At 44.0% G+C, this 24,469-nt stretch carries 30 protein-coding genes; 14 read left to right on the top strand and 16 right to left on the bottom strand.

The window, feature by feature from the left end; all coding sequences use genetic code 11:
* The first annotated feature begins 3 nt into the window (after window positions 1–3).
* Window positions 4–630: an RdgB/HAM1 family non-canonical purine NTP pyrophosphatase gene (gene rdgB, locus AC4MCD_RS12340; protein WP_491876201.1), complete on the top strand. Its 627-nt coding sequence runs from the start codon at window positions 4–6 to the stop codon at window positions 628–630.
* Between the two features lie 166 nt (window positions 631–796).
* Here rdgB and AC4MCD_RS12345 read toward each other — a convergent pair whose 3' ends face one another.
* Both AC4MCD_RS12345 and AC4MCD_RS12350 read right to left on the bottom strand, forming a co-directional pair.
* The gene (locus AC4MCD_RS12345; RefSeq protein WP_491876202.1) at window positions 797–1,678 is read right to left on the bottom strand and encodes an AEC family transporter; all 882 of its coding nucleotides are present in this window, start codon (window positions 1,676–1,678) and stop codon (window positions 797–799) included.
* A 112-nt stretch (window positions 1,679–1,790) separates the two neighbouring features.
* Complete coding sequence (locus tag AC4MCD_RS12350) at window positions 1,791–2,573, bottom strand: NRDE family protein (RefSeq protein WP_491876203.1); 783 nt, start codon at window positions 2,571–2,573, stop codon at window positions 1,791–1,793.
* Between the two features lie 93 nt (window positions 2,574–2,666).
* Here AC4MCD_RS12350 and lgt point away from each other — a divergent pair, with 93 nt between their 5' ends.
* The 3 genes from lgt (at window position 2,667) to AC4MCD_RS12365 (ending at window position 4,340) form a co-directional block, all read left to right on the top strand.
* Window positions 2,667–3,479 carry a prolipoprotein diacylglyceryl transferase gene (gene lgt / locus AC4MCD_RS12355; protein ID WP_180033533.1) on the top strand — a complete coding sequence of 271 codons (813 nt, stop codon included), beginning with the start codon at window positions 2,667–2,669 and terminating at the stop codon, window positions 3,477–3,479.
* An 89-nt stretch (window positions 3,480–3,568) separates the two neighbouring features.
* Window positions 3,569–3,961 (top strand): hypothetical protein, encoded by a 393-nt coding sequence (locus tag AC4MCD_RS12360; protein ID WP_491876204.1) that lies wholly within the window; start codon window positions 3,569–3,571, stop codon window positions 3,959–3,961.
* Window positions 3,954–4,340, top strand: coding sequence for a hypothetical protein (locus AC4MCD_RS12365; protein WP_491876205.1), 387 nt, complete (start codon window positions 3,954–3,956; stop codon window positions 4,338–4,340). The genes AC4MCD_RS12360 and AC4MCD_RS12365 overlap by 8 nt, the downstream gene beginning before the upstream one ends.
* A 49-nt stretch (window positions 4,341–4,389) precedes the next feature.
* Here AC4MCD_RS12365 and AC4MCD_RS12370 read toward each other — a convergent pair whose 3' ends face one another.
* A complete protein-coding gene (locus AC4MCD_RS12370) occupies window positions 4,390–4,935 on the bottom strand; it encodes a CHAP domain-containing protein (RefSeq protein WP_419363677.1) in 546 nt (181 codons plus the stop codon).
* Between the two features lie 391 nt (window positions 4,936–5,326).
* Here AC4MCD_RS12370 and AC4MCD_RS12375 point away from each other — a divergent pair, with 391 nt between their 5' ends.
* From AC4MCD_RS12375 to msrA, 6 genes are all read left to right on the top strand, one after another.
* Entirely contained in the window at window positions 5,327–5,818 is a 492-nt protein-coding gene (locus AC4MCD_RS12375; RefSeq protein ID WP_180002393.1) for a lipocalin family protein, read from the top strand.
* A 171-nt stretch (window positions 5,819–5,989) separates the two neighbouring features.
* Window positions 5,990–6,832, top strand: coding sequence for a thymidylate synthase (gene thyA / locus AC4MCD_RS12380; protein ID WP_034169878.1), 843 nt, complete (start codon window positions 5,990–5,992; stop codon window positions 6,830–6,832).
* A gap of 98 nt (window positions 6,833–6,930) precedes the next feature.
* A complete protein-coding gene (gene dfrA40 / locus AC4MCD_RS12385; protein WP_419363679.1) occupies window positions 6,931–7,443 on the top strand; it encodes a trimethoprim-resistant dihydrofolate reductase DfrA40 in 513 nt (170 codons plus the stop codon).
* A 26-nt stretch (window positions 7,444–7,469) separates the two neighbouring features.
* On the top strand, window positions 7,470–8,516 hold the full coding sequence (locus AC4MCD_RS12390; protein ID WP_419375004.1) for an Lnb N-terminal periplasmic domain-containing protein: 1,047 nt from the start codon (window positions 7,470–7,472) through the stop codon (window positions 8,514–8,516).
* 103 nt (window positions 8,517–8,619) lie between these two features.
* A complete protein-coding gene (locus AC4MCD_RS12395) occupies window positions 8,620–9,081 on the top strand; it encodes an META domain-containing protein (RefSeq protein ID WP_491876206.1) in 462 nt (153 codons plus the stop codon).
* 98 nt (window positions 9,082–9,179) lie between these two features.
* A complete protein-coding gene (gene msrA / locus AC4MCD_RS12400) occupies window positions 9,180–9,704 on the top strand; it encodes a peptide-methionine (S)-S-oxide reductase MsrA (RefSeq protein ID WP_004781907.1) in 525 nt (174 codons plus the stop codon).
* 89 nt (window positions 9,705–9,793) lie between these two features.
* Here the strand turns inward: msrA and AC4MCD_RS12405 are convergent, their stop codons facing one another.
* The 5 genes from AC4MCD_RS12405 to AC4MCD_RS12425 all read right to left on the bottom strand — a co-directional run bounded on the left by AC4MCD_RS12405 (window position 9,794) and on the right by AC4MCD_RS12425 (window position 13,463).
* Window positions 9,794–10,198 (bottom strand): ExbD/TolR family protein, encoded by a 405-nt coding sequence (locus tag AC4MCD_RS12405; RefSeq protein WP_034702344.1) that lies wholly within the window; start codon window positions 10,196–10,198, stop codon window positions 9,794–9,796.
* Window positions 10,198–10,821: a MotA/TolQ/ExbB proton channel family protein gene (locus tag AC4MCD_RS12410; RefSeq protein ID WP_419363687.1), complete on the bottom strand. Its 624-nt coding sequence runs from the start codon at window positions 10,819–10,821 to the stop codon at window positions 10,198–10,200. Before AC4MCD_RS12410 ends, AC4MCD_RS12405 begins: the two co-directional genes overlap by 1 nt.
* 25 nt (window positions 10,822–10,846) lie before the next feature.
* The gene (locus AC4MCD_RS12415) at window positions 10,847–11,623 is read right to left on the bottom strand and encodes an energy transducer TonB (RefSeq protein WP_491876207.1); all 777 of its coding nucleotides are present in this window, start codon (window positions 11,621–11,623) and stop codon (window positions 10,847–10,849) included.
* A gap of 192 nt (window positions 11,624–11,815) precedes the next feature.
* Window positions 11,816–12,682: a formyltetrahydrofolate deformylase gene (gene purU, locus AC4MCD_RS12420; RefSeq protein WP_005232297.1), complete on the bottom strand. Its 867-nt coding sequence runs from the start codon at window positions 12,680–12,682 to the stop codon at window positions 11,816–11,818.
* Between the two features lie 61 nt (window positions 12,683–12,743).
* Window positions 12,744–13,463 (bottom strand): TetR/AcrR family transcriptional regulator, encoded by a 720-nt coding sequence (locus AC4MCD_RS12425; protein WP_034580311.1) that lies wholly within the window; start codon window positions 13,461–13,463, stop codon window positions 12,744–12,746.
* 115 nt (window positions 13,464–13,578) lie between these two features.
* Here AC4MCD_RS12425 and AC4MCD_RS12430 point away from each other — a divergent pair, with 115 nt between their 5' ends.
* From AC4MCD_RS12430 to AC4MCD_RS12445, 4 genes are all read left to right on the top strand, one after another.
* Window positions 13,579–15,027: a coniferyl aldehyde dehydrogenase gene (locus AC4MCD_RS12430; protein WP_180012677.1), complete on the top strand. Its 1,449-nt coding sequence runs from the start codon at window positions 13,579–13,581 to the stop codon at window positions 15,025–15,027.
* 165 nt (window positions 15,028–15,192) lie between these two features.
* Window positions 15,193–15,429, top strand: coding sequence for a 50S ribosomal protein L28 (gene rpmB, locus AC4MCD_RS12435; RefSeq protein ID WP_000048256.1), 237 nt, complete (start codon window positions 15,193–15,195; stop codon window positions 15,427–15,429).
* 16 nt (window positions 15,430–15,445) lie between these two features.
* Complete coding sequence (rpmG, locus tag AC4MCD_RS12440) at window positions 15,446–15,601, top strand: 50S ribosomal protein L33 (protein ID WP_001205031.1); 156 nt, start codon at window positions 15,446–15,448, stop codon at window positions 15,599–15,601.
* A 153-nt stretch (window positions 15,602–15,754) separates the two neighbouring features.
* A complete protein-coding gene (locus AC4MCD_RS12445; RefSeq protein WP_491876208.1) occupies window positions 15,755–17,482 on the top strand; it encodes a cation:proton antiporter in 1,728 nt (575 codons plus the stop codon).
* Window positions 17,483–17,683: 201 nt separating this feature from the next.
* Here the strand turns inward: AC4MCD_RS12445 and AC4MCD_RS12450 are convergent, their stop codons facing one another.
* The 8 genes from AC4MCD_RS12450 to AC4MCD_RS12485 form a co-directional block, all read right to left on the bottom strand.
* Window positions 17,684–17,962 carry a hypothetical protein gene (locus tag AC4MCD_RS12450; protein WP_004781893.1) on the bottom strand — a complete coding sequence of 93 codons (279 nt, stop codon included), beginning with the start codon at window positions 17,960–17,962 and terminating at the stop codon, window positions 17,684–17,686.
* A gap of 104 nt (window positions 17,963–18,066) precedes the next feature.
* The gene (locus AC4MCD_RS12455; protein WP_180012678.1) at window positions 18,067–18,570 is read right to left on the bottom strand and encodes a DUF6586 family protein; all 504 of its coding nucleotides are present in this window, start codon (window positions 18,568–18,570) and stop codon (window positions 18,067–18,069) included.
* A gap of 209 nt (window positions 18,571–18,779) precedes the next feature.
* Window positions 18,780–19,031, bottom strand: a complete 252-nt coding sequence (locus AC4MCD_RS12460) for an RNA recognition motif domain-containing protein (protein WP_005232301.1) — start codon at window positions 19,029–19,031, stop codon at window positions 18,780–18,782.
* Window positions 19,032–19,114: 83 nt separating this feature from the next.
* Complete coding sequence (locus tag AC4MCD_RS12465) at window positions 19,115–21,103, bottom strand: ATP-dependent helicase (protein WP_180068606.1); 1,989 nt, start codon at window positions 21,101–21,103, stop codon at window positions 19,115–19,117.
* Window positions 21,104–21,392: 289 nt separating this feature from the next.
* Window positions 21,393–22,535 carry a glycerate kinase gene (locus AC4MCD_RS12470; protein WP_419375008.1) on the bottom strand — a complete coding sequence of 381 codons (1,143 nt, stop codon included), beginning with the start codon at window positions 22,533–22,535 and terminating at the stop codon, window positions 21,393–21,395.
* A gap of 124 nt (window positions 22,536–22,659) precedes the next feature.
* Complete coding sequence (locus AC4MCD_RS12475; protein ID WP_419363698.1) at window positions 22,660–23,232, bottom strand: HdeD family acid-resistance protein; 573 nt, start codon at window positions 23,230–23,232, stop codon at window positions 22,660–22,662.
* A gap of 125 nt (window positions 23,233–23,357) precedes the next feature.
* Window positions 23,358–24,116, bottom strand: coding sequence for a hypothetical protein (locus tag AC4MCD_RS12480; protein ID WP_419375009.1), 759 nt, complete (start codon window positions 24,114–24,116; stop codon window positions 23,358–23,360).
* Window positions 24,117–24,148: 32 nt separating this feature from the next.
* Window positions 24,149–24,346, bottom strand: coding sequence for a hypothetical protein (locus AC4MCD_RS12485; protein WP_034169867.1), 198 nt, complete (start codon window positions 24,344–24,346; stop codon window positions 24,149–24,151).
* Window positions 24,347–24,469 lie beyond the last annotated feature (123 nt).

Here is a 24,469-nt window from a genome sequence, read left to right on the forward strand (position 1 = left end):
AATATGACTTCAACTGACTGGCTCTCCCAAGGCACTCTGGTACTGGCAAGTAATAACAAAGGCAAGATTGCGGAATTCGAAAAGATGTTTGCTGAGCTTAATCTACCGGTTGAAGTAATTCCTCAAGGTCAGCTAAATATCGAAGATGCGATTGAAGATGGTTTAAGCTTTGTGGAAAATGCCATTATTAAGGCACGTCATGCCTCTAAAATTTCGGGTAAACCAGCCATTGCCGATGACTCAGGAATTTGTGTGCCAATACTCGGTGGTATGCCAGGGATTTATTCAGCCCGTTTTGCCGGTGAACATGGCAATGATGCAGCCAATAATGAAAAACTTTTAAACAGACTAAAACCGTTACGCAAAGACGGTGAAGCGATTGAAGGCATGTTTGTGTGTGTGCTGGCCTTAGTCCAGCATGCTGAAGATCCACTGCCACAAATTTTCCAGGGCATCTGGAAAGGTGAAATTCTGGAAGCAGCACGCGGTGAAAATGGCTTTGGTTATGATCCATTGTTCTGGCTACCTGAACTAGGAATTTCCAGCGCTGAAATGAGCAAGGAAGAAAAAAATAAAATCAGCCATCGTGGTCAGGCGATGAAACTATTTAAGGCGAGTTTGGAAAAATAAATCTAATTCCTAAAGGAGTCCTCCCTCCTTTTAGGAGGGAGTTAGAGGGAGGTCATTCCCTCGCCCTTGGGGAGAAGAAGCCCCTCCCTTTTTCAAAGGGAGGTTGGGAGGGATTTAAATAGTAAATTACCTCTCCCTAACCCTCTCCTACAAGGAGAGGGAACTTTCATAACGTTGGCACCAACACATTTACCACCACTCCATATACTCCAATCAATATTGCACTCGCAATCGTTCCTGAAGCAATATATTTGGCTGAATAGCCTGTGCCCTGATAATGGGTTTCCAGTGCCACAATATTGGCTGCGGGTGGAAGCAGGAAATACATCATCATTACTGCATAAGTTAGCACTTGATGCGGTATCGGCAACAGGAAATAAGCCCCTGCTGCCAGACCTAGAGCCAGCATAAAACGACCGCTGATCAAGATCAAACTACGTTTTAAATCACTCAGTTGAATCCTGACTTTACTCAGCCACATCCCCAGAATACACATACCGGCAAAAGTCACCAGAAACTTGTTCGCGGCATAGCCCCATTGAATCAGCGGATGCGATTCATAAGCACTGAAATCCCAAAATGATAAAACTGCTGCAACCGTCAGTGCAATCACTGGTGGGGATTTCAGCATATTTTTAATAATGAATTGGGGAGCCTGTTTTTCAGCACTGACTGCCACCACTGCACTGACATTGCCAAATAAGGAACCGCCAATATAAAGAGCAACAATAGTATTTAAAGCATCCGGACCAAATACAGCTAAGGCAAAAGGAAAGCCAAGCCAGACCCCATTTAAATAACTAAAACATAATGCCCTCAACTTATCTTTGGAGAAAAGAAAGAACAGGCCAAACAGAAACAGCGAGCTAAAGATACTAAAACCGATCAACCAAAGACTGCCCGGCTTATAAAACACCATGTTGTAAATGACAATCAAGGGAATCAAAAGACGTGCCAGCAAGGCCGCCATGAATGGACGGATCGACTTTAAATAATGAACGCCCCAGAATCCAATCAGAAATGAAATAAGCGGAAGGAGCAATGCCATAGGAAAGCTGAAAATGCGTAGATAGATGGGCTTTATCCTAGCATACCTATCTGTTTTCAGAGTTCACTGTTTAAACTGATCTCTTTATAAATATCATCACCAATACTGTTATTTATGAAGTGATCGGAATGACTTGCACAACGACCTGCCCTGCGGTTTCACCCTGCTGGGATTTTTCCAGCCACTGCCATTCATCGGTTTTCATTCGCAGGAAATTAGAACAGCGCGTGCCATACACTGGACTTTGAATAAAGGTCGAAGATAACAGCTGTTCCATTTCATGCGAGATCCCGGTCTTCGGCAATAATTCGGGAATGATCTTGCGCTCATCTTCCAGAATATCCCAGGCAGCATGATATATATCCGCTTGTGGGATGCTGTGCTGTTGAAGCATCGGCAGAAACTCCTGAGTAAAGCGCTTGCGCAAATGCCGGGTCTTTTGCCAGTCTTCGCTCATCAGGCTATTCGAAACCACATATACCCCATGTGCCAGTACTTGTGGCGCCTCACCACGATTACTCATATAGACGGCTTGATCACGATCACCGACAAACAGGTTAAAGCCCGCATAATCACATTGATGTTTTTCCAGTTCTTGAGCAAACCGGATAGGTGTCAGCTCAGATTGCAGGAATTCCTGAATAATATGTCCACGTGAAGTTGGGTAGTTATTCTTGTCATTACCATCCCTGAAATTGGTAATCACTGCCCATCGTCCTGAAGTAGTTATACCCATCCAGGTACCACCAGACTGCAGATCCTGCCCGGCAATAATCGGACTGTTCTCCCATTCATATAATGCCTGGGTTGGACGTTGATAGAACTCATCACGATTTGAAATCAGACATAAAGGCGTTTCATCCAGAACTCGCCAAGCCAGTGCCACAATACACATAATTGATGCTCTCGATCTTTACACATTGAATGTACAACATTTTTCTTCGCTTTCAGCTAAAATCTGTGCAAAACAGAATCACAAGGAACAGGAATGCTCACCTATCCAAACATAGATCCCGTTGCAATTTCGCTCGGGCCTTTACAAGTCCACTGGTATGGACTGATGTATCTCTTGGCTTTTTTATTTGCCTGGGGACTGGCAACTTATCGCGCTAAACAACGCGGCTGGACACCAGATATGGTCTCGGATCTGATTTTCTTTGGGGCTTTGGGTGTGATTATCGGTGGCCGGGTCGGTTACGTTTTATTCTACGGTTTTTCTCAGTTTTTGGAAAATCCACTCTGGCTGTTCCAGATCTGGACCGGTGGCATGAGTTTCCACGGCGGCTTCCTCGGCGTAATTTTAGCGATGTTATGGTGGTGCAAGAAATATAAAATGGCCTGGTTCCAGACGCTGGACTTTATTGCCCCCTGCGTTCCAACAGGTCTGATGTTTGGCCGGATCGGTAACTTTATTGGTGGTGAACTCTATGGCCGTCAAGTGACTGATCCAAATTTTGCCTTGGGCATGATTTTCCCAACCGATCCGCTGCAACTGGTACGTCATCCCTCACAACTGTATCAGGCGCTCTGTGAAGGCCTGATTCTGTTTATCGTACTGTGGTGGTTTAGTAGCAAGCCACGTCCACGTATGGCAGTTTCTGCGGTATTCCTGACCGGCTATGGTCTAGCCCGTTTTATCGTCGAGTTCTTCCGTGAACCGGATAATGGTCAGCTATTTATTGGCTGGATGAGTAAAGGACAATTCCTGAGCCTGCCAATGATCCTGGTTGGTCTGTGGATGCTTTGGTATGCCTATCAGAAGAAAGTTTATGACTGGGGTCCACAGAAAAATAACGGATAATTTTCCTAAATATTGCGAGGCATCTGCCTCGCTTTTTTATATTTAAAATATGCTAAAGTGCTTTTTATCTTTTCTGTTCATACATCATCATGCTTGAGTTCTGGTTCAATCCGCAGGTGTCGCTCCTGAAAAAACTGCTGTTCTTTGTTGTGATTGCTGCAATTGCCGTAGGTCTGTACTGGATGGAACCTTTGCCTTTAGATGCCATCCTGATGTTTGCTGGTACTGGAATTATTTTCCTGATTTGTCGTTACTGCAAAATTCATTTCGCAGCAAAAAATCCGACTGGCCTGTTCTATCGTGTCCTGACCTGGATTCCGATTGCCTTATTAATCAGCCTGATTTTTATGAACATGAAACAGGGTGAAATTCTGCTACCGGGCGTTCAAGGGATTGCTTTTATGGCTTTGGCGATCTGCCTGTTTTCGCCCCTGTCTTTGCTTAATCAGAACAAGTCGAATTCAGGTTCCCCACATGCTTGAGTTCTGGTACTCCGAACGCTGCAACCGTCAGCTCAAGCTCATCATTATTATTGCGGTATGTATCGTAATTTACATAGCATCGACTGTAGCGAAACTGGGTCCGATATTTGTTGGGATCAGTCTTATGATTGGAATGCTGATGCACGTCTTGCGTGAATTTAGATTAAAGCTTTCTCCTGAAAATCCTTATACCGAAGGTTTTCGTGCTTTAACGATGGCGATTCCGATTGTGGCAGTAATTAGCCTGATCGGTTATTTACCTAAAACGAGTGAGATCGGGGAAACTATAGCGCTAGGTCTACAATGCTTGGGTTTTGTGGCGATTGGACTGTTTATCGTGTCGATTTATAATCAACGTGCGAAACGCTTCGAAGATTGAACCATTTCGCGACTTTCATTTTTACGTTCTAAAATTTTCAGCGTCTGATTTAAAGATATGAATCCAGACGGTAATACGTGTATTTCACATCGGAATTACGATAGACCGCATAGCCATTCTGTTTAAAATCAGAAACCCAGGCCGAACCAGAATACGCTGCAATATGACCATACTGATGCTGTGAAGTCCGGTCAATAATATAGATATCACCTTTTTTCGGACGGTCAAAAGACAGGTTGATTTTTCGATAGCCCAATTGCTGCAGAGTATTGCCCCAGTCAGCTGCGGCAACAGGATGATTCACAATTTTTGCGCCTGAAGACTGCAAACCGACACGAATACTGCGTGCACATTTTTGTGTACTGGTACTGCGGGTAATGCCTTGCAGATAGCTGGTGAATTTTTCAATATCGAAACGCTGGCCGTTCATTGCACCGAAAGTCTTGCGAGATTCAGAGTTTTTGCTACGAGCTGACGCAGAGGTATAGCGCTGAGGCTGACGTTTGGAATTTTGTCCCGATTGGGAACGAATTATGACGTTCGCTTGAACAGGAGCATGCACTTCGCTCATATTCACTTGATGATCATAAATCATATTGGACCAAGTACTCCTCGCCTGTAAGTTTGGCTTTCAAATCTTCAACACGCGGTGAATACTAGACGGTTAAATGTTACTTTTCACGTTAAAAATGTAAATATATTTTTCCATATTTATTTAATTTTACTTAACTTGTTATTTCTTTTAGATTTATAAAATTTACAATTTTCACAAAAAAGTTATAAATTCACAACTTTTCAAATCTACTACCGATCCTGCTCAGACTATTTCTAAATCAATATTTGAGCGCCTTTCTGACTAAATCTGTAATTTTACTCACGATAATAAAGTCAACATTTCACTACAGGATTACATCATTCTGGCCAGTAGCTCTCGTATTAGACTGATTTAGTAAATTTAAATTGAGATGATGAGGAAGAAAAAAAATATGAGTCATGATGTAAAGACTATTTCAAATTTCAATTTAGAACAATATTTAGGGATCTGGTACGAAATTGCCCGTCTGCCCATGAAACACCAGCCTGAAGACAGTACTGATATTTCCGCAGTCTATAGCCTGAATGAAAACGGCACAGTCCGTGTCCAGAACCGTTGTCTGGATGGTGCGGGCAAACTGGATGAATCGATTGGGGAAGCCACCATTGTGGATGCAGAACATGGCAAACTGGAAGTCAGTTTCTTGCCTGAAGGTTTGCGCTGGGTACCTTTTACCAAAGGGGATTACTGGATTCTCAAACTGGATGACAAGTATGAAACTGCATTGGTTGGTGAGCCAAACATGAAATATCTATGGCTCCTGCATCGTAAGCCGACACTAGATGAAGCAACCAAACAGGAATATCTGGCCTATGCTGAATCTCTGGGTTATGACCTGTCCGATCTGATCCATACGGTACACACCGGTAAGCCAACAGCTTAAAAAAAGATGATAAAAAAGCATCCATCATGGGTGCTTTTTTATACCCTTTTCTCTCATGTTTAATCATTTTCACTGCTATGCGGAAGTACTCAAAAAAATGTTATGATGAGCGCAATTTTAAATTGCCCAATTCAAAGAAAAGCAATTTGCAACAGATTTTAAGAGAGACCTATGCGCCAATATCTTGACCTTTTACAACATATCCTCGACAACGGCGGCGATAAAGGCGACCGTACCGGCACAGGTACACGCTCGGTATTTGGTCATCAGATGCGCTTTGATCTTTCCAAGGGCTTCCCTTTACTTACCACTAAAAAAGTTCATTTCCGTTCGATCGTGATTGAACTGCTGTGGTTCCTGAAAGGCGATACCCATGTAAAGTATCTTCAGGATAATAAAGTGACCATCTGGGATGAATGGGCAACTGCGGAACAAACCGCACGTTTTGGTCGCCCAGAAGGTGAACTTGGTCCAGTATATGGCCATCAATGGCGTAATTTTGGTGCCACTCAAAATGCAGATGGCAGCTACAATCAGGATGGTTTTGACCAGATCAAATGGTTGATCAATGAAATTAAGACCAATCCGAACTCACGCCGTCTGATTGTATCTGGCTGGAATCCGAATGAAGCGAGTCAGGTGGCTTTACCGCCTTGCCATACCCTGTTCCAGTTCTTTGTCCATAATGGCAAATTGTCTTGCCAGCTTTATCAACGTAGTGCTGACGTTTTCCTTGGCGTTCCATTTAATATTGCCAGCTATGCCCTGCTGACTCATATGATTGCGCAGGTGTGTGATCTGGATGTAGGCGATTTTGTCTGGACGGGCGGTGATACACATTTATATGCCAATCATTTTGAACAAGCCAAACTTCAACTCAGTCGTGAGCCTTTAGGCCTATGCCAGTTGAAACTGAATCCTGAAGTTAAAGACCTGTTTGATTTCAAATTTGAAGATATTGAAATTGTCGGTTATGAATCGCATCCAGGAATCAAGGCACCCGTTGCAGTTTAATTTCGGTTAAACCTCGGAAAATATTCAAATCCCACTTTGCTTAAAGTGGGATTTTGCATTTTAATAGCAATAATTTTTATCTGTTTTTGAGTATGGGTATGGCATTTCAGGATTTAGAAGTCGTTCATGTCGTGGCAATGGATCAGCAGCGCTGTATTGGTAAGGACAATGACTTGCCTTGGCATATCTCAGCAGATCTCAAGCACTTTAAGGAAATCACTCAAGGTGGTGTGATTGTGATGGGCCGTAAAACGCTTGAATCAATGGGCCGTGCGCTGCCTAAACGTGTGAACTGGGTCATTACCCGGGATCCTGACTGGTCTTTTGAAGGCGTCAAAGTCGCGCATACGATTGAAGATGCCCTGACTCAAGCCGTGGCCGATGTGCAGACTTCAGAAAAACCGACTGCTATTTTTATCATTGGTGGTGGTGAAATCTTTAAACAGACTCTGGATATCGCTGATCGTCTGGAACTGACCCATGTTGAACTAGATGTACAAGGTCATGCCTACTATCCGGAAATTCCGGTCGAGTTCAAAAAAGTTGCATCAGAACAACATATCGATGACAAAACTGGTATTGCATTTGAGTTCGCAACATACAGAAAATAAAGCCTATTTTCTATAAAAGATTGAACATGCAAGGACAAGACAATTCAGAAAAGCATTGGAGCCTGTGGTTATTAGGGAGTCTATTTAGTTTATTTGTCCTGTGTTCAAGTCTCTGGCTAAGCCTGATGCTCTGGGTGCAACAACCCTTGGGCAAAATTGGCAGCATCATTCTGATCGGTCTCTGGCTTCTGTTTGCCTGTGTGGTCTTGGGCATTTACTTCACCAAGCATCTGATTTCCCGACAGGTGGATACGGTGCTTTATCTGCTGGCCTTTCTGGTCAGCTTACTCGCTTATTTGAGCATGGAGCCTCGTCAGGATCGTGACTGGAATCCTGAGGTTTCCCGGCTACTCTCCTATGAGCAGCAAGGCAATCAAGTCACCTTGCACAATATCCGTAATTTTGACTGGCAAGCAGAGGGTCAGTATATCGAACGCTGGGAAAGCCGCAGTTTTGATCTAAACGACATTACCGGGGTAAACATTATTACCTCCTACTGGATGGGACCTAAAATTGCCCATACGCTGGTCAGTTTTGATTTTGCCAATCAGAAACCGCTCGCCTTCTCGATCGAAATTCGCAAAGAAAAGGATGAGAAATTTTCTGCTATTGGTGGCTTCTTCCGAAAATATGAACTAAGTCTGGTCGCCTCAGATGAGAAAGATATTGTATATACGCGTAGCAATATTCGTGGTGAACAGGTTTACTTTTTTCCGGTAAAAATGCCACAAGCAGAAGCTCAAGCCCTATTTAAAGAATATCTGCGTAAGGCTGATGAACTGGCCAAAGAGCCTAAATGGTATAACACCCTGAGCAGTAACTGCACGACGCTGGTCTTTGATATGGCTCAGGCAGTATCTCAGCAACAGCTTCCTTCAGATTACCGCTTGCTGGCTTCTGGGTATTTACCCGATTATTTATATGATTTAAAAGCGCTAGATCAGCGCTGGGATATACAAACCTGGTATCAGCGTGCACACGTTAATCCACGGGTTAAAGATACCGGTCAGATTTCCAGTCAAGAGTATTCACAACGCCTGCGTCAAGGCCTACCTGAGCCGAGTTCCAGATAATTTTCTAAGCTATCGAACTTAAAGAAAGATACAAAACCAACTGGCATATATTGAATTTTTTTGTTTATATACAAATAGCTAACTCAGAATTAGAGTCTCTCGCATGCTAAAAAAATTAACAGCAATCATGATTTTAGGTTCAGTTTTTACGCTGTCAGGTTGTGAAACCGTACCGAGTACCTCATCAGTCAAAACTGAAAATAATTTACAGCTCTTACAAAATCGTACCTGGATTGTGAGCCAGATTGGTAATACTGAAATTACTACAGCACCGACAGCACGCAATATTCCAAGTCTGCAATTCGATGCAGCGACTCAACGTGTGTCTGGCGCAGATGGCTGTAACCGTATCATGGGCAGCTACACTGCCGGCAAAGATACCCTTAACTTAAGCCAGATGGCGAGTACCGAAATGGCTTGTCTGGATAATGCAGGTCTGGATCAGAAATTTAAGGAGGCACTGAGCAAAGTGACTCATTATCAGGTCTATGGTAAAACCCTGAAATTAATGGACCGTCATGGCAATTTACTCATCCAGTTAGAAAGTGCAGTACAGCCTCGCTAAGTTCTGACTACAAAAAGCCTGTGTCATGCAGGCTTTATATCTTTCATACTCATATGAACATTCAATAATCAGCACTCTACAATGATGAGGACTTAACCATGCAACAAGCACTATTTGGTGGTGGATGCTTTTGGTGTACCGAAGCAGTATTTTTACAGCTTCAGGGCGTACAGAAGGTCGTCAGTGGCTATGCGGGCGGACAAAATCCTAATCCAACCTATGAGCAAGTCTGTGGCGGTGATACCAATCATGCCGAAGTGATCCTGATCGATTTTGATGAAAATCAGATTACGTATAGTCAGTTGCTCGAAGTCTTTTTCGCAACCCATGATCCAACGACATTAAACCGTCAGGGCAATGATGTCGGCACGCAATATCGTTCTGTGATTTATTATTTTAATGATGAGCAGAAAGAAACTGCACAGCTCACAATAGATTCATTGAAAGCTGAAGGGCTGAATATTGTGACTGAACTTAGCCCTGCACCGACTTTCTACCCTGCTGAAGAATATCATCAGAATTTCTTTGCCAAGAATCCGAATCAGGGCTACTGTAATTTTGCGATTCCACCTAAGTTGAACAAATTACAACACAAGTTTATGACGCTGCTTAAAACTCATTAAACTGGATTCTGCTTGATCAAATGCCCTATTAAATTAAGGCAATAAAAAAGCGACTGAGATCAGTCGCTTTTTTCATTGAGAGCAAAAAATTAATTATCGGTTGCAAAAGCAATATCGCTGAGTCCGGCTCCACTCGCGCGTGACATCACTTGAGCAACGGTGTCATAACGTGATTCTTTATCTGCTTTCAATACGATGGTCGGTTGACGCTCTGCCTGGCTCGCCTCATTGAAACGGGTTTCAAGCTGTTCCAGAGTCAGCACATCGCCGTTCCATGCTACATCACCTTTTGCATTGATGCTAATGGTGACATTTTCCGGTGGCAGGTCAATAATTTCTGCAGTGGTTTGCGGTAAGGTTAATGGAATTGATGGGTTCGCAACGGTCGCTGTCACCAGAAAGATGATCATCAATACCAACATAATGTCGATCAGGGGAATAAGATTCATCTCATTCATGCCTGTATCGTTGTCTTCACCCAATTGAAAAGCCATTAAGCTTGACCTCCAACTAAACTGTCTTGTGTTACTTTCGCATCAGCCTTCTTTGCAGAAGAATCCTGTTGCAACATGGTGTCAATCAATAAGCTATGCGCATGGTCTTGCAGTTCATTGCTTAAAGTGCGGTTAACACGTACACAGATGTTATATGCAAGTACCGCAGGAATCGCCACAGCCAGGCCCAGACCGGTCATGATCAGCGCTTCACCCACTGGAGTGGCTACTTGTGCCAGACCTGCCTGACCACTCTTACCCACAGCAACCAGTGCGTGGAAGATTCCCCATACTGTACCGAACAGACCGACAAAGGGTGAAATTGAAGCGATAGTACCCAGGACGGATACACCTTTTTCTGCATTGCCTTTTTCTAATGCGATCTGACGCAGTAAAGCCTGTTCAGCTACAGCTTTACGTTGTTCAAATGCCAAAGGAGTCATTTTATTTTTCAATTGCCCTAATGCGTTAGATAACTGAGCATAGGCAATCTGTTTAAGTTGGCGAGTGCCCATCAAACGCAGCACAAAAATGGTCCATGTCGCAATCGACATTGCCAATAACACGAAATACAGTGTTTTACTGACTGCATCAGCGTGTTGCCAATAAACTGAAAAGTTCATACTCGAACTCCTAATGGGTTAGCCGTTATTTGGTAATCTGAAAATCGAAAGGCTGTTCCACTCGGGTTGGATAAGCCACGCCATTTTCAACATATTTGGTCAGTTGTGCACGACGTACCGCTGATTCGACTTTGCGCGTAACGGCCGGACTACAACTCGAATTTCGTGCGGTCGCAGAGACCACTTTCCCCTGCTCATTTGCAGATACATCTACCACCAATGAACAGGCTGATTTTAACTCTCCTGCCGAGAGCGACACTTTTGGTGCACGCTGCCAGGATACGCCGCCGCCAATTGCAACACTTTTCGGTGCTGGCGGTGCAGGTGGAGCCGGCGGTGCGACAGGTGCTGGTGGCGCAACCGGTGCAGGCGCAGGTGCCACTTTTTTAGTTTCAGTCACGACAACAGGAACCACTGGACTTGGTGCAGGTTTGGTTTCAACTGGCGGTGCAGTAACAGGTTTAGGTGTTTCTGCTTTTTTCACCTGCTCAATTTTTTCTACTTTTTTGGGCGGTGGTGGCAGCGGTTTTTCTACAATTTTAACTTCTTTCGGCTTTGGTGGCTCTTGTTTAGGCTCTGGCGGCTTTGGCTTCGGTGGTAAAGGTTTCGGGGCTTCCTGAAGTTTGACGAAACGAACCTTTAAAGGTTCTTTATCGACCTGTTTCAGTTCAGGTGCTTCCATCTGGCTGACTGCCCATAAGAGACCCACGTGTCCAACCAGAACCGCCGCCAGAATAGAAACGACTTTCTTTTTCATCTGATTTGACGGTGGTGGTGTCATGGGAGCAGCAACTTGACTCATTAAATCTATTTACCTCGAGGAGATGATGTGAAACAAACTATCAAGCTCATCGGTTAGCACAATTAAAGTACGCCAATAATAAATGAGAAGTGTTTTCATTTGCAACTACTAATCCCACTTTTCTCCATTATTTTTGTTTCAAACAAAAAGGCATACTTAAAGTATGCCTTTTTTAAACAGAGGTGCAAGCGCTTATTGGAACACGACAGTTTTATTGCCGTCGACAATGACACGGTCTTCCAGATGCCATCTCACTGCACGTGCCAGTACATTACGTTCAACGTCCTGACCCAGTTCACGCAGCTGTTCAACAGTAAAGTCATGGTTCACACGCTCCACATCCTGCTCAATGATTGGACCCTGATCCAGATCAGCTGTCACATAGTGTGCAGTTGCACCGATCAGTTTGACACCTTTGTCATAAGCCTGTTTGTACGGATTAGCCCCTACGAATGCTGGCAAGAATGAATGATGAATATTGATCACTTTCATTTCCCATTTACTTACGAATTCTTCATCCAGAATCTGCATATAACGGGCTAATACCAGCAGATCGTTACCCTGCATCAGTTCATCAATCTGTGCATAGGCTTCACGTTTGTTCTCTTTGGTCACAGGAACCACTTCAAACGGAATACCGAAGTTTTCTACTGATTCACGTAGAGTCTCATGGTTCGATACTACTTTAGTGATTTCACATGGCAGACCGCCGCGTGCATGACGCCATAGCAGCTCAAGCAACGCATGGTCGACTTTAGACACCAGAATACCGACCTTTTTCACATCACTGACCAGTGCCAGACGCCAGTGCATGCCATAGCGCTCTGCAACATTGGCAGCAAAAGTCTGCAACAGGCTTTCTTTACGGCTTTGCAGATTGTCCAGTTCAAACTCAACACGCATGAAGTAACGTCCGCCCTGCGCTGCTGTCGCGTATTGATCAAGCGCCGTAATGTTGGCACCCTGATGATACAAGAAGCTTGAAACAGCCTGCACGATGCCCGGCTTGTCTTCACAAGTAATCAATAAACGTGCGGTATTAGCAGTCGTCATATTCATGTTGGTTAAGGTCACTAATTAGTTAAATTAAAAAAATAAGCCGAGTATTCTAACGCGTTTCTTAGATATTCTGAATAGTTTGTTCAGATTCAGGCGGTTTAGGCGACGATAGACTGGCAAACAGCTCTGAAGAACCAAACGAATTGAGCAGGCTCTCATACGTCTGACGGCTTTCACCACGCAGATAAGCACCTTCCAGGAACACCATCTGACGCAGTGCCTGCCAGACCCATTTTTCTTCCAGAGTATTGGAATCGGTAATATGCCCCGACATATACAGGAAGTTGGTCCAGTTGGTCAGTACAATCCAGAGGTTAATGATCAGCGCTTCAATTTCTGAATCGGTCATTTCCATCAAGCCGGCATTTACGAAGGCTTTATAAATTTTTTGTCCCTGCTGCATGACCTGTCCAGCAAAGCGTGGATAAAGCTTGCGGAAATCTTCGTTATTTTCGACCAGATGATAAACATCACGATGCAGAAAACGATAAGCCCAAAGCTGACTGCTCAGTACCTGAAAATAATGAATCTTATCATTGGCATCCAGAGCACGATCTTCCGGAAGTGCCAGCATTTCCAGCGTCTGATGCTGATACTGCTCCATCAGTTCCTTGATAATTTCATTTTTATTACGGAAATGGTAATACAGATTACCCGGACTCATGCCGAGTTCAGCAGCAATATGGTTGGTGGTTACAGATCGTTCGCCACGTTCATTAAACAACTGCAAGCTGAGCTGTAAGATACGCTCTTTGGTTTTTAACGTTTTGGTTTGGGACATCCTAAAATAACCATTCAGTTCATGCATTAGTAAGGCTAACACACAAAGTAACTTGACTAATTAGAGTATTTGCTCTAAAAATTAATTAATCGATTTTGAATAATGGTAGTGCGGCATGAACAGTCACACAAAAACAACTTCAATGACACCACATTTTCTTGATAGCCAGCACCTCAATGAAATTCTGGCTCAACAAAAACACGCCTACTTACGCTACCCACTGCCGACTGCAAAGGAACGTATCGATCGTTTAGCTCGGCTTAAGCGTATCTTAGTTAAGTATCAAGATCAATTTGCCGATGCAATTAATCAGGACTATGGTAACCGCTCTGTCGGGGAAACCAAAATTGGCGAGTTACTGACTTGTCTTGAACATATTAAATATTACAGCAAAAACCTGACCGGCTGGATGAAACCGTCCAAGCGTCATGTCGGTATTATTCACCAGCCGGCAAAAGCCTGGGTGCAATACCAGCCTCTAGGCGTGATCGGCATCATCGCACCGTGGAACTATCCTTTATTATTATCTATCGGTCCTCTGATCTGTGCGTTGGCTGCGGGCAACCATGCCATGATCAAGATTTCAAGTTCATCGGCTGCTTTCGGTAAGGTACTGGAAAAAGCCTTAGCTGAAGCCTTTCCTAAAGAACTGGTTGCCGTGGTGAATGGTGGCGGTACGGTATCTGATGCCTTCTGCCGACTGGCTTTTGACAAGATGATTTTTACTGGTTCAACGGCTGTCGGTAAGACCGTGATGGCAGCAGCTGCAGAAAATCTGGTACCGGTAATCCTGGAACTGGGTGGCAAATCCCCTGTACTGGTGCATCCATCGATTGACCTGCGTGATGTGGCTCAGCGTATCGCTGTGGGCAAGCTCTGGAATGCTGGTCAGACCTGCGTAGCACCGGATTATATGTTCCTGCCACGTGGCAAGACTGCCGAGTTTATCGATCATTTTAAAGCCTGTGTTGAAAGCATGTATCCGGACATCAGCCATAATCAGGATTACACCTCGATTATCAATGACAAGCAGTACAATCGTTTGCAAGGTTATCTGGATGATGCCCGTGAGCAAGGCGCGCAGATTATTGAAATCAATCCACGTAATGAATCGCCAGCAGACCTGCGTAAAATTGCACCGACCATCGTGACCAATGTTATGCCAAGCATGCAGATCATGCAGCATGAAATCTTTGGGCCGCTCCTGCCGATCATGGAATATGATCAAATTGACGACGTTATCGACTTTATTAATAGCCGTCCGCGTCCACTTGCATTATACTATTTCGACTTTGATCAGGCGCGTGCTGATTATGTCGCACAGCGTACCCATTCAGGGCATTTCGGGCAAAACACTGTATTAACCCATGTCGCACAGGATGACCTGCCATTTGGTGGTGTCGGTGCTTCCGGTATGGGTAAATATCATGGGCCAGAAGGCTTCTTCAGTTTGTCGCATGAACGGTCTGTAATGTCGAATCCTAAGCTGTATAGCTTGAAATACATTCTGCCTCCGTTTAATAAGCCGATCCATAAGCTGATTTCGAAGACACTTCTTCGATAAATGATCAAGGCATGAGCTATCACACGGGCTCATGCTTCGTTTTAGACAAAATCGCTTGTCTTTTAAGCGCATTTTTGATATAAAACGCCCCTTGAATGAATTCAATCCGTTTATTTTTGACTGGCCATACAGATTTGCTGTTGGCTAAATCAATGGAGTTACACCATGTCTAAGGTTTGCCAAGTTACCGGCAAGCGTCCAGTCGTTGGTAACAACGTCTCACACGCCAACAACAAAACTAAGCGCCGGTTCGAGCCGAACCTGCACCACCACCGTTTCTGGTTAGAAAGCGAAAAACGTTTTGTACGTCTTCGTTTAACCACTAAAGGTATGCGTATTATCGACAAATTGGGCATTGAAAAGGTTGTTGCTGACCTTCGTGCTCAAGGTCAAAAGATCTAAGTAAGGAGTCAGGACAATGCGTGATAAGATTCGCTTAGTTTCTTCAGCTGGTACAGGTTATTTCTATACCACTACTAAGAACAAACGTACTATGCCGGAAAAAATGGAAATCAAAAAATTTGATCCAAAAATCCGTCAACACGTAATCTTCAAAGAAGCTAAAATCAAATAATTTTAGTTTTTTGAAAAAAGCGACCTTCCCGGTCGTTTTTTTTTGCATTTTTTTTATGCGGCTTGATAAACTTTCTGTTTCTTCTGGCATTTTCTGTGCTTATTTCCCATAAAAAACTGAAATTTCATAAAATTTATTTTAAAGGAGTGTTTAGTGCCACATGACGTAGAGCTCATTATCCTGTTAGCTGTCGGTTTTGGCTTGGCCTTGGTTTTTGGCTATATCGCTGCACGTCTACGCCTTCCCCCACTGATTGGTTATCTGGTTGCCGGGATTCTGATTAGCCCGAACACCCCAGGCGTGGTCGGAGATGTGCATCTGGCGAACCAGCTGGCCGAACTTGGCGTCATGTTCCTGATGTTTGGTGTCGGGATGCACTTTTCTCTGAATGACCTGATGCAGGTCAGGCGTATTGCCTTGCCGGGTGCGGTCTTGCAGATTGCAGTCGCGACACTGCTCGGAGTCGGGGTCTCTATGCTCTGGGGCTGGAATTTCGGCTCTGCCCTGATCTTTGGTTTAAGCCTGTCTTGTGCCAGTACTGTTGTACTTCTCAAAGCCTTGGGCGATCGTGGCCTGCTTGAATCCATTAACGGGAAAATTGCAGTCGGCTGGCTTCTGGTTGAAGACCTTGTCATGGTTCTGGCATTGGTATTGCTACCTGCAACCGCAGTATTGCTCGGTGGTCAGGCACTGGAAGGTAGTAGTAGCGATCAGAATGTCTGGATTACCTTAGGCATTACCTTGCTCAAAGTAGCCGGCTTTATTGCTTTCATGCTGATTATTGGTAAACGTTTAGTGCCAATGATCATGCAGGTGGTGGCACGTTTAGGCTCACGTGAGCTGTTTACCTTAACCGTCGTAGCTGCAGCCGTATCGATTGCCTTTGGGGCTTATAAGGTCTTTGGCGTATCCATGGCACTCGGTGCGTTCTTTGCCGGGATGGTAGTGAAAGAGTCTGACTTCAGCCACCGTGCCGAAGAAGAAACCTTACCGCTGCGTGAAATCTTCTCGATTCTGTTCTTTGTGTCCGTCGGTATGCTGTTTGATCCGCGTATTCTGATGGATCAGCCGCTTCATGTATTGGCTGTACTCGGCATTATCATGATTGGTAAAACCATCGCAGCGATGGCACTGGTGCTGTTCTTCCGCTACCCAATCAATACGGCACTCACCGTCAGTGCATCTCTGGCACAAATCGGTGAATTCTCTTTTATTCTGGCCGCACTTGGTGTATCGCTAAATCTATTGTCACTCGATGGACAAAACCTGATTCTGGCGGGTGCCCTGATTTCGATTACCCTGAACTCGTTTATTTTCTCGGCAGTAGAACCGGTACAAAAATGGATCCGCGAACGTTCGTCTCTGGCGCGCTTATTGGAGCGTAGTGGTGATCCGCTTGCCATGCTACCGGATGAGGTCTCGCAGGACTATCTGCGTGATCAGGTGGTGATTGTGGGGCATGGTGAAGTCGGTCGTCGAATTACCTTATCTCTAATGGAGCAAGATATTAAGGTAGTCATTGCCGAAGAAAACCGTGAGATCGTAGAGAACTTGCGTAAAAAAGGCATTGCGGCAGTTTCTGGTGTCGCAACTGAACCCGGTGTGTTGATTCAGGCTCACATTCAGCATGCACGTCTATTGGTGATCTCACCGATGGATATTATTGATATCCATAAAATCGTGGATATTGCCAAGACCCTAAACCCTGCTATTCAGATCCTGCTATGTTCGGAAAGCAAGGAAGAAGCCGAAGTGATTCGCCGTGACAATATTGGCGAGGTGTACTATGCCAAAGAGGAAATGGCGAGAAATATGAGCAATCATATTTTGAACCAGATCGAGATTGCACATAACCATCCACCTACGCATTATTCAGGCTGATTCATTAAAGAAGTTGTCAAAATTGGCAACTTCTTTTTTATTGATTGGACTGGAATTTATCACCTCGACAAACCATAAAATTTCAGATTACTTTTCTGTTTAATAGACTTAATTTTTTCTCTTATTCTCTATTTTTTTCATTTTATAAACACAAAAAAAGCACACTTCAAGTGTGCTTTCCTGCTCGCCAGGGTAGGCAATTTAGCTCATATATTTGGGCTCTTCATCCACAACTTCAGCTTGCCATTCATTGACCTGCTGTTCCAGCAAACCATATAAAGCGGCCTGAATCATGTGTTGTGCAATCACAGGCGTTTGATCACCCAACAGGGCTTTCACCTCGTCATTAAACTGAATCATGACTAATGGCTGTTTTTTTGAGCCCGCATTTCGTAATGCCAACGCGCCACCTTCAAGTTGAACGAGTTCCAAAATCGCGTCTTGATTACCAAATAAATCTTTCAACTGTTCTATAGACATAAATCCTCCATGTTCAACATGGTGGCAAAGAGCGATTGCACTTTGCATCATTAGAGTAATTGATATAGGGTTAATAATCGCAATTTCAAGTACAGCTGATCAGATTAAAATTCAACCATCTCATTACGAAAACCATCAATAAGCTGCGTCAGGTCACGATGCCATTCTCGTAATATAGCAGTATCAGGTAACCAGGCTTGTGGTGTCTGTGTGACTTTAATGATGAGATTTGAAGAAGTTTCGTCTTCGGGTTGTGGCGAACTTGGCTCTGGCGCATATTGGCAGAGACGGTAAGCACGTTTCAGTTCAGCCAAAAAACCATCTTTGGATAAATGCTGTAATACGGTCACTTCAGGTGACACCTGACCCTTAGCCGCCATGAGCTCTTCAATCGATTTCAGCGTCGGGTTCAGGTCATTCAGACGGTAATAACGTACCAGTTCCTGTAAAAAGGCCAGCAGTGCCCCATGCAGATGGAATACAGCAGCTTCACGATAAGCTTGTGCCTGCTGCACATGATCAGTCTGTTCAGCCTGCTGACAGGCCAGACGGGCGAAATAAAGTTTTTGATTGGTACGGTCCGCATGATAGCGAGCAACTCGTGTCATCGAGATTTCCTAAGCATTAAAACAAATTTTGGCTCTTATAAAGTAAAACGTCCGCTCGTATTACGCAATGCAAGATTGTCTACGCTGCCGCTCTATTCTGCATGATCTTGATACTTCAGACTGCTGATATTTACCCTTCAGTAAAAAATCCAAGCCTTTTTAAAGGCAAAAAAAAGAGCATCACACATGCTCTTTTTATCAGCTGTTATTTAAGCCTGTGGCTTTTCTTCAGCTTGCTTCACACGAATCCCCTGACCATGCAGGCGCAGTGTATTTAAACCTTTAATTGCTTTAACAGCTTCACGGCCATGTGGCATTTCTACGAAAGCAAAACCTTTAGACTTGCCTGTTTCTGCATCCATGACTAGCGCACAAGATTCAACAGTACCGTACTGTTGGAACAGGGTCAGCAATTCAGCTTCTGTTACTGTACGTGCCAAGTTACGAACTAAAATTTTCATCGGATAACCTTAAGAAGATAGGCAAAAATAATCAAAAAGCACGTGCCTACCCTACTTTTTGCGTCAAACCCAGAAGGGATAGTTTAATCGAGATCAATCCCAAAATCTAAATTAATCGACTGGCGCTCAATTAAAGCACTTTTCACAGTCTGTTGACGGGTTTTGTAATGGGTTTCTGTGACACATAAATTGCGGGTCAAATCATTGAGAAAATAGCTTTCAATTTTACGCCCCTGCTCATCCACCGTTTCACGTGCCCAGTGATTCAGGTTTTGCTTGGTCAGAATCAGTTCATTCTGTGCACGGGTCAAAGCTACATATAGCACACGACGCTCTTCCTCGACATCATCGAAATCCCCTTGCGCCCGTGCATGCGGATATTGTCCCGGCGTGACATTGGCCACATAACAGACTTTCTGTTCCGTACCCTTGGCCGAGTGAATGGTAATGAGGGTCACCACATCTGTATCCGACTGGCGTTCAATTTCGGAAATAGAGACCGGATCGAGCACATACTCTTCCAGAAATTCACTCACTTGTGCATGCTTGGAAGCCAGCTGTTTTACCAATTCGAAATCCCCCTGACGGCGGCTCCAGTCTTTCTTATAGTTCTCGGCCAGTTGTGCTTCAATCGCCTGTACCGCCAAACCAACACAAGCCTGTACTTCGGTTTTGAGTACCGCCATTTGTTTCATGATCAGAATAGTTTCTAGCGGAATCTTGCCGAATTTTTCTAGCTTGTCGGCAATCTTTTCCATCTCTGGCTCAGCTAAAAGTTGTTGAGACAGTTTGCTGGCACCCACATCACCGACGCCATTCCACAACGTTAAAAAACGCATCCAGGCAATATCGTCCAGCGGATTGGCAACCACACGCAACAGGCTGAGCAGATCTTTTACATGTGCAGTTTCTAACAGTTTCATCCCGCCGATGAATCGATACGGAACATTGGCCGCGATACAGGCTGCTTCAATATGTCGCGCTGCATAACTGGAACGTACCAGCACCATATGATCGGACCATTTGCTGCCTTGCAGATAGTGGCGCTCTTTAATATCAATCGCGATCCATTTGGCTTCATCAAACTCATTCGGGAAAATATGCATCTTTGGCTTGATGCCTTCACCGCGATGCGCATCCAGACGCTTATCATATTTGATTTCGGATTGATCCAGCAGCCAGTTGGACAAGTCCAGAATTTCCTGGGTTGAACGATAATTCTTTTCTAATTTAAAAATCTGGGCATCAGGGACACGCTCTTTGAAATGATGAATATTTTCAAAATCAGCACCACGGAAACCATAAATTGACTGCGCATCATCTCCAACACAGAACAGGCTAATATGTTCTTTGAGAGGTTCGAGTAATGCCCATTGCAGTGGGTTAGTATCCTGCATTTCATCCACCAGCATATGCCGACAGATCGAAGCCACATAGTCCACCAGACCTTCAGACTGTGCCAAAGCAGTCGCCACCACAGCGAGGATATCGTCATAATCCAGAAAACTACGCGCACGCTTACGCGCTTCATATTCTTTCATGATGTCGGCAATCTGGTCTTTCAGCGCCAGATATTCCGGCATCTGTTTCTCCAAAGCCAGACTCAGTTTTTGCCGGGTATTCCGCGCAAAGGAATATAGGTCACAGAGTTCCTGTGGCTTCGGCAGATAATTCGGATTTTTCTTGTCATCACGCCCGCGAATCAGGCGGAACATCATCAGCTGATCATCACGGTCAATAATTGAAAACTGTTCCAGACCAAAAGCCTTTGGAATCCGGCGCAGCAGATACATACAGAAGGTATGAAACGTAGATGCACGTAAGCCTTTGGCCTGTTCACCGAGTGCCAGTTCCACCCGTGCCACGATTTCACTCGCCGCACGACGAGTAAAGGTCAGAATCTGAATCTGATTCGCTGGTACGCCTTGATCAATCAGATAAGCTGCACGTGCCACGATAGTTTTGGTCTTGCCACAGCCTGCCCCAGCCAAAACCAAACTGTGCTTTGCTTCTGTCGTCGCAGCTTGCTTTTGTTGCGGATTCAGTTCATCAATCAGGGAGGCTAAACTCATGGTCACTCATCAATTTGTGGATAGGTGTAGTTTAACAGATCACTCTTATTATAGCTTTGAGCTGCTCTGAAACAGACCGAACTTTTATTCTTAATGAGCTATAGGGTTGACGGCATAGATGCCTTCCGCTGGATTGAGGTATAGGGATATACCCTAAATCCAGCAAAGAATTTTTGTTACCTTGCGAAATCAAAATATATTTTGAGGATTCTCATCCCTGAAAAGTAAAATCTGCTTACGCGTTTATATTTATCTTTTTATAAAGCTTTTGTGGCAATGAACATCTTACTCAAACATCCTGTTCCTGAATATTTTGAACAGTTTGAACCACCGCTTTTTCCAGATTGATTTCTGCATTCTTTAAGGCATCTTCCAATAAACAATCTGGTGGATTAATTCCGAAAATCTGACTAAATCCGGCCTGATACAGTGACTCAATCCCCTCACCGACCAAACCTGCAAACGCAATTACCGGTTTATTCAATTGCTGGGCGACCTGAGCTACGCCAAACGGGGTTTTTCCTAAAGCAGTCTGATGATCAATCTTGCCCTCGCCAGTGAAAACATAATCTGCATCTGCAATTTTTTCTGCTAGCCTATTTTGTTCCATAATTAACGCTACACCGGATTGCAGCTTTGCTCCTGCAAACGCCATCAACCCAAAACCTAACCCACCGGCTGCCCCTGCGCCGGGAAAGTTTTTAAAAGAAATATCTAAGCTTGTTTCAACCAGATCAGCAAAATGTCTTAGATTTCGATCCAGTTGTTGCACCATTTCCGATGTTGCACCTTTCTGCGGCCCAAAGATCACTGAAGCACCATTCGGTCCACAGAGTGGATTATTCACATCTGAAGCGATTAGGATTTCTGTATTTTTTAACCGGGAGTCTAAGCGAGAAAAATCAATTCGATCAATCTGGTTGAGATTACCGCCACAGACCTGCATGACTCCACCTGTAGCATTAAAAAACTGCACACCCAATGCTTGCGCCATCCCGGAACCACCATCATTAGTGATACTGCCACCAAGTCCAATAATGATTTTCTTTACACCAAGATCCAGTGCTTGCTTGATCATTTCACCCGTCCCATAGGTTGAAGTCAGCATAGGATTACGCCGAGCAACTTCGAGCAGATGAATCCCGTTTGCCTTGGCCATTTCAATCACTACGGTCTGACCAGCATCAACCAAGCCAAAGTAAGTTTCGATCGACTGACTGGCTAATGGTCCGGTGACTTGGCACGTTACTCGTTCACCCTTTAGGCTTGAAATTAATGCATCTACAGTTCCCTCACCACCATCTGCCATTGGTACAGTGATACAATTTGCATCCGGAAAGACCTGCAAAATACCACGCTGCATCGCCTGACAAGCCTGCTCGGCAGTCATACTTTCCTTAAAAGAATCTGGAGCTAGAACAAAGGTTTTCATGAATATGATCGGCCGCGTGATAGGTTTTATACTAATTTGAAATGCATACCCATCTTACAGGCAAAGCTGAATATGCCAATAAAAAAAGAGCGCTGATTCGCGCTCTTTTTTATACTGGTCTTACTTAAAGATCTGCGGAGCTTTTTGGCACACGATGCTTGATATAGGAAGCCAAAGTCAGATAGTTAATTCCTTGGAACAAAATATCGATTGCCAGAAAAGCACCTAGAACCCAGAACGGTGCATTCGGTGACAATAGAATCAGGATACCTGTAACTAAAGTCAAAATTCCGGAAAATAAAGTCCAGCCCCAGCCGCGGAATGCTTTAAAGATAAAAGCATTGAAGACGCGAATTATTCCCGCCACAATCAAAGCAATCGCAAGCAGATGGGTCAGTACAATCGCAGTTTTCGCTGGCGTGCTAAAGGCATAATAGCCCGCAATAAAATAGATGATACCGAATAGCAGCCAGAGCCAGCGAAATGCCCCATCGAAGATTTTAATCCCGGCGATCAGATGAACTACTCCACCTATCATCATCAGGACCCCAAACAGGAATACTACGGATAAGGTGGCAAAAGGCAGTGATGCTAACAGTACGATTCCAAATAACACTAATAAGGCACCCAGGCCTAAATACCATTTACGGTTTTCATGCAATTGATGCCGAACCAGATCATTTCCAACAGTCTTCATATTCTTCTCAAGTCATTGGCTATAACTTTGATTATGCTCTTAAATCATGGAGAAATTTGTTAGAAACTCACTGAGTTTATCTATAAAAATAGTAAGTTATGCCAGTTTATTCAGCACTTTGTTAATTATTTTTTCCAGCCAAGTTCAATTGCCGTGATTTCATTAATCAGGGTCTGATTTAAAGATTCCGGCATTTTACTGGTGCTTTGCGATACTGGAATGTGACCCGCCATCAGCTCAGCTTTAGTTTGGGGAAATAAAGGCTGCTGATTCGGATTGGCATAACCCACGGGATATATCGGCTGGCCTGTGGCGAGATCATATTTATCTGAAGCACCAAAGGCATGCAGTAATTCATGTACCAGAACAATTTTATTCTGGTCAGACTGTCTGCTTGAAGCAAATAGATTAACTGAACCAATCCGGCCTTTTTGCAGAGCTGTTGAATGCTTTAACTGCTGGGTGTGTACAGGATCATAATAATTTAAAAAGAGAGTAACGTTCGAGGAAGGATCTGAACCTTGCTGCTGTTGCCAGGCATAGAAACGGAATTTTAGACTCCATAAAATGGTGCCAAGTAAGGAGGCCTGCTCCGGCACTTTAGGCGGCAATTCTTTGAGTTCACGTCCCAGATTAAAATAAAAATAAGTAGGCTGTCCACGGTACTGCTGGGCCGCTTTTTCCAGATATTCTTGTGTCCCTTTTAGATCCTGAGCAGATAATTGCTGGATATATTGCTGTGTGGTTGCCAATCCATCTGCATTGATCGGATGCAACAGAACAAAGATTGGTTTGTTCCAGTCCTGATTCTGATCCCGATAAGCGTTAATTGCCACCACAAATAAAATCATCAATAAAATCAGGATTCGGATTTTTTTCCACATATGAACATGCCAATAGAGAGTTTATTTAAAAGTTATTTTTGTTTCGTTTTTTGATCTTCAGAGCGTAGATATAAAACACAGCTCAAAGTAACCAGCGACATAATAATCACCAAAATAATCATCATTCCCCGATCCATAGGAATACCCATTTCATTAATCTTTCCAAGCATGAAATAGAGGATAGATCCTAATCCGATACTTAAGAACAGGAATTTATCTAGCCAAGTCATGCATGATTCCTATTTTAATCTTTTATTATTTAACGCCTAGAATATCCTAGAACTGTGTTGATCAAAAATACTTAGTCATAAAAAAATGCCGACTTTCGTCAGCATTTTCTTGATGTCTTATAG

The organism is Acinetobacter sp. CAU_H_78 (assembly GCF_058599365.1).